This is a genomic window from Candidatus Atribacteria bacterium, assembly GCA_011056645.1.
Classification (GTDB): domain Bacteria; phylum Atribacterota; class Phoenicimicrobiia; order Phoenicimicrobiales; family Phoenicimicrobiaceae; genus Sediminicultor; species Sediminicultor quartus.
In genome coordinates this window covers 1-5,786 of record DSEL01000144.1, presented here as the reverse complement: position 1 = coordinate 5,786, position 5,786 = coordinate 1, and the positions used below count along the sequence as shown (strand labels likewise).

The window sequence follows — 5,786 nt, the reverse complement described above, 5'->3', positions numbered from 1 at the left end:
GTATAGAGATAAGACAGAATATATGGCTGTCTAGATTCTTTAAAATATTTACAATAAAATACAGTGTCTAAGGGAGAGTTTGCGGGTTGACTTTTAACACAGTATCTACAGGTAGACACAAGTTCTACTCGTGCTAACGACTATTCACTATTCACTAACGACTATTCACTATTTCAAGACATTATAGACGCCGATGCCGACGGTAACAGTATCCAGGATAGTTCCTATATCAAATTCGGATAAAGGTTTTATCGGCAAGAATACTATATCTCTGGGCTGTAAGACAATATTCTGGTCCAATTCTCCGTCTTTTAATATTTTTACCAGATTTACTTCGATAACCTGTTCGTATTTTTCTCTTATCACTTTCACATCTTTTAAAGTAATAGTCTGCATCTTTAGTCCATCTTCATCCCGGGGGAAGCGACGAATGACTACACAGGATTTTAGGCGGGCATTAGCCGTGTAACCGCCTGCCAGAGTAAGGGCTTTTACTACGGTACATTCCTCTTTGATGGGATAAAGCCCCGGGCTTTTTACTTCTCCCAAAACATAGATATTATTTTCTAAAGATAAGGGCACAAAGAGAGAGTCTCCTGATTCCAGGGTAAAGTTCTGGGTAAGGTCATTTTGCAGAAAGAGCTTTTCCAGGTCAATGGGAATGATTTCATTGTTTAATTTCGTGATCAAGGCATTTTTAAGGTTTGCCTTCTCGGTGACACCTTTGCAGGCAGAGATGGCTTTTAGCACATCAACCTTTCCTTCCAAAGAGTAGAGGCCTGGAGAATTAACTTCTCCGGCAATCGATATGTTGGTAATGGTAAACGCCTTGGGGATATAAAGAGAGTCTCCTGACTCCAGAAGATAATTTTGGGTAAGGTCGTTTTGGAGAAGGAGCTTTTCCAGGTCTACAGAGATGGTGGTTTGATCATTTTTAATTATGGTGGCATTAACCAAACCTGCTTTGTCGGTAAGGCCGGAGGCAGCGGAGATGGCCTTTAGGACATCGACTCTGCCGGAGAGAGGATAAATACCGGGTGCCTTGACTTCTCCCAATACGGAGATGTTAATAGCGCCAAAATTTATGAGAGTAAGGCTGACCTGGTCTTTTCCCAGGGAAGTTAAAATCTTTTTTAGTTCATCGGCAATCTCTTCCCTTAATTCGATTAAGGTTTTTCCAGCGGCTTTTATTTGGCCGTTAAGGGGGAGAGAGATCATCCCATCAGGCTGAACGACGGTAGAAGTAGTAAGTTCGGGATATCCCCAGAGCTTTATTTCCAGGACATCATTTGGTCCAAGGACATAATAAGCAGGCGAATCTTCTGCGGTAGAAGATAAGAAAGTGAAAGCAAAAATGAGAGTAAAAAATAATAGAATAAAAAAAACAAAATTTAGTTCTTTCCGGTATCTATTTATCATCATATTACTCCTTTATTAAAATAGTTTGGTTGGGGTCAGGTCTCAACATTTGACATAAGCCGATCTTTATTAAACAGCTAGTGAGCTTATGTCAAATGTTGAGACCTGACCCCCATAAGTTTTTAGTTTCTAAAATTCATAATTTAATTCCATTTGAAAATAGGTGTTTTTTTCCTTCTCACCGACCATATTATCAATATTTTTAATATTATTCAGGGTTGCGCTTGCTGATAAGGCCCACTGGGGGGATATTTCGTAAGAAATTTCTGCTTGATAGGCCTGTTTTTTCTCTATTATACCAGAGAGAAAAATATTTTCATTAGCCATGATCGGGTCTGAGGGTAAAGGTAAACCTACCTGCCCTTCGCCATGGCGCTGATGGGTATAACTTAAAGAGAGATCAATTTTATCTGATAACTGATGGGTTAACTCCAGATAGAGCCGGTCAGCATCGGGTCCCAGGGTATCTCCTATATATTCACCCTGATAGAGATAATCCTGCCAGGGATGGGTGGAGTAATAAACATAGTTATTGATATGGGTGTATTCAATTCGAAAATCAGTATCGCCGATATCCAGAGGGTCAGCAAAATAGAGGCCGGCAAGATAACCGGTACGATTAGGGTAAGGATTGGTTTTCGGGGTAAGTATGAAGTCATCGGCCATAAATTCTCCATATAGTTTTATCCCCGGAGAGAAATTTAACTCCACATCGAGGCCTACATAAGAATTAATTTCGCTGGGTTGTCCCAGGACATCTGCTATCCACCGGGTTAGATAATAGGGGGGAATAAAAGGAAGTGGATTTAAAAACAGGGGGCTCGATTCCTGGGAAATAATGGCTGTTTCCGATAAGCCTAAGGTAAGGTAGTCAAAGGGTTTATATTCTAATCTCTGGCCGGTAAAGTACCGGTCTTCGCCCTTGAGGGGGTCAAGCAGAGAGAAAAATTTGGTAAAGTTAAGGCTGCCGTTTCCACCGCCAAAATCAGAGAGGTCTACTGTACCTGAATATTTTAACATATCGAAGGCTGGTGCGTTGGTCGATAGGACAAGATTACCTTGATACCCGGGACCCCACTTCATGGAATCTCTTCCTACCACTAAATCAAGGGCGGGAAATTCCAGACTGCTTAAGGACGGGAAAAACGGAGTATTGGAAGGGAGTCGGATTTCAAAGGAAGGAAGTGCTAAAGTAAGGTAAGCTTGATTCAGTTGATTGTTCAAAAGATGAGTTAAGTGCCTATCGAGGAGATAATCCATTTCAAGGGAATAATCCAAATAGAGGGCGCTGCTCTCAGAAAGGGCGGCAGATACTTTTACTCCCAGTTCGGAAAATAGCTTTGATTGATTACCCGGGTAAAGGAAATCAACTCTCTGGGTAAAATACGGATTAAACTCGAGGGTTGTTTTGATATTATCCAGCAGGATAGTTGTTTTATTTAATTTTACTATTTTTAAACCTTGTGATGATAGTTCATCATTTAATGCTATAATAAGTGCCTCCAATTTCTCAAGGTCCTGATCGGATAGAGTGGAAAGAGGAGTTTGGTTGGTTTGTATTTGATAGATTATTTCATCCAGGAGGATGGCCATATCTTTTCTGCTCATTTGAGGATTAAGGAGGCCGAGAGAAAGATTTGAAGAGCATGAAGAGCAGAATTTTTCGTGTTGTGCAAAATACTTTAAAGATTCGTAGAGCCCATTGTTTGACGGGTGTGCGTTGGGAGCGGGGGCGGCAGGGTCAGAGCTGAAGTCGGAGTTAGAGCTGGAGTTGGAAGTGGAGTTGGGGTCGGAGTTGGAGCGGGAGTCGGAGCTGGTGGTATCAGAATTTATAGAGATAACTTCTACATCGATAGAAGCTAATTCTTCTTGAAATTCCAGCACTAATTTCTCCATTAAAGCTAACTCCCAATCTTTGAATTCATTCTTTCCCTTTTGTATATTGAAAAGTGCGGTATCTATCAGGTGAGCAATTTCTATTCTGGTTAGTGGCAAGGTATTAGTGGCAACGGTATTATTTCCGGCAAAGGCGCGCAGAGTCTCGAGCCGGGAAATTGCGGAGTACACCCAGCTATCCAGTGGGACATAATTGAGTGGACTGGCTAAAATGTTTTGTGGGTGGATAACAAAAAAGACGATAACAACAATTAAAATAAACAAGAGATAGGAACAGGAACAGAAACAGGGAGCGGTTCTCTGTTTCTTATTAAACTTCTTTTCTTTTTTCACTATTTAATGTCCTCTTTTAGAATCATCTTTTAAGTTGCAAGATTATTCAGTCGAATGAATTAATGATTATATATTCGACGTATACATTAAAAAGTCCTGCTTTAGGAGTGAAAAATATTTAAATATTTTTCACTATTATATCGAATTGATTATGGAGTTTATTCTTTGCAGGATTGTGGATTTTGCGAGATGAACTTTTTGCTGGGCTTTTTGTTTAGAATCAGCATGGAAGGATAAATATAATTTAATTTTTGGTTCGGTTCCGGAAGGTCGCAGACAATACCAGGAACTATCGGAAAATATAAATTTTAAGACATTGGATGAGGGCAAGTCGAGTGGGGTAGTTTTTTTGGATTTTAAGTTGTAACTTTTACCAAGTAGAATATCATCTATCCGGATAATTTCCATCCCTTCAATCGGGAGAGCTTCTTTTCTAAAGACCTCCATAATCTCGGACATTTTCTTCTCCCCTTCCTCGCCTTCCAGATATATAGAATGCTGATCTTCTTCGTAGTAGCCGTATTTTTGGTAGAGATTATCCAAGACTTGTAGTAGATTGAGTTTATTTTTATAGTAATAGGCAGCCATCTCGGCAATTAACATGGCGGAGATTACGGCATCTTTGTCACGGACAAAATCTCCCGTTAGGTAGCCGATACTCTCTTCGTAACCGAAGAGGAATGATTTCTTTTCATTTTCTTCTACTATTTTTACCTGATGGCAAATAAATTTAAAACCAGTTAAGGTCTCGTAGGTGTCTATGTTGAAGCTGTCAGCAATTACTCTGGACATATCACTGGTCACGATGGTCTTTACAATAAAGCCGTTAGGAGGGAGCTGATTCAGCTCTTTTTTGCTGCTCAGGATATAGTGGAGAAGCAAGATGCCAGCCTGGTTGCCGTTTAGGACGGTATATTTAGTTGAGGGATTCTTTACCGCAAGGCCGATGCGGTCGGCATCAGGATCAGTGGCTATTAAAATTTCAGCATTTACCTGGCTGCCTAATTTTATGGCCAGCTCAAAAGCAGCAGGGTATTCGGGGTTAGGTGATTCCACGGTAGAAAAATCAGGATCAGGTTGGGTCTGTTCTTCTACCACAAAGACATAGGTAAATCCTCTTTCTTTTAATATTTTCCTTATGGGGATATTACCTGCCCCATGAAGGGGGGTATAGACTATTTTGATGGTTTTATCAATCTCTATTTGATCTTTATCTCTTATAGTAAGTTCTTTTACTTTCTGCAGATATACCTGGTCTATTTCCGGACCAATAATGTTGAATAGATTCTTCTGAATGGCAGTGGGGCGATCAAGTTTCTTAATCAGAGAATAATCTTTTATCCGATTGATGTGAGCGATTATTTTATCGGCAATCTCAGGAATTATCTGACCGCCATCGGGACCATAGACTTTATAGCCATTGTATTCCGGCGGATTGTGGCTGGCAGTAACCACTATTCCAGCTATGGCATGAAGATGGCGTACGGCAAAGGAAAGCTCAGGAGTAGGGCGGATATCCTCAAAAAGATAGGTTTTCAGGTTATAGGCATTAAGGACTAAGGCGATAGTCTCGGCAAATTCCCGGGATTTATGGCGGCAATCATAGGCAATGACTACACCTCGGTCGAGGTATTCCTGGGGATGCTGGGGATGAGGCTGTTTTTTTGCTTCTTGGATAAGATAGTAAGCCAGACCTTGAGTTGCCCGGGAAACAGTATAGATATTCATCCGATTGGTACCCATAGCAATTTTACCGCGCAGACCACCGGTACCGAATTCCAAATCTTTATAGAAACGGTCTTTAATTTCTTCTTCGTCACCGGCAAGAGCACGCAATTCTTCTTTAGCTTGCCGGTCAAAGAATTCATTTTCCAACCAGAAATTATATTTCTCAAGGTAATTCAATTTTAAAAACTCCTTTTATGAAAAGGGGACAGGCTACTTTTTCTACCATGTGAAACAATAAAATATTAAGTTTGTTACCACTTTTCAAGTTCTACTTTTTGGCCTACCACATGGTCTAAGGGTTGATTCTAAGCCAAGTTTTTTAGATATTTTTATCTTCCACTCTAATTCTCCATAGGGAGATTGGCGATCAACACTTTGACGTAGTTTGTTTAATTCATAATTAATTATAT

Annotated in this window: 3 protein-coding genes; all 3 read right to left on the bottom strand. The window is 40.3% G+C overall.

The window, feature by feature from the left end; all coding sequences use genetic code 11:
* Positions 1 to 168: 168 nt before the first annotated feature.
* Positions 169 to 1,422 (bottom strand): hypothetical protein, encoded by a 1,254-nt coding sequence (locus ENO17_05575; GenBank protein ID HER24496.1) that lies wholly within the window; start codon positions 1,420 to 1,422, stop codon positions 169 to 171.
* Between the two features lie 126 nt (positions 1,423 to 1,548).
* Positions 1,549 to 3,648, bottom strand: coding sequence for a hypothetical protein (locus ENO17_05570; GenBank protein ID HER24495.1), 2,100 nt, complete (start codon positions 3,646 to 3,648; stop codon positions 1,549 to 1,551).
* A 135-nt stretch (positions 3,649 to 3,783) separates the two neighbouring features.
* On the bottom strand, positions 3,784 to 5,553 hold the full coding sequence (locus ENO17_05565; protein HER24494.1) for a phospho-sugar mutase: 1,770 nt from the start codon (positions 5,551 to 5,553) through the stop codon (positions 3,784 to 3,786).
* Positions 5,554 to 5,786: the final 233 nt, after the last annotated feature.

Coding starts and splice junctions, on each gene's coding strand:
- ENO17_05575 (HER24496.1), bottom strand. CDS start 1,422: ATGATGATAAATAGATACCGGAAAGAACTAAATTTTGTTTTTTTTATT.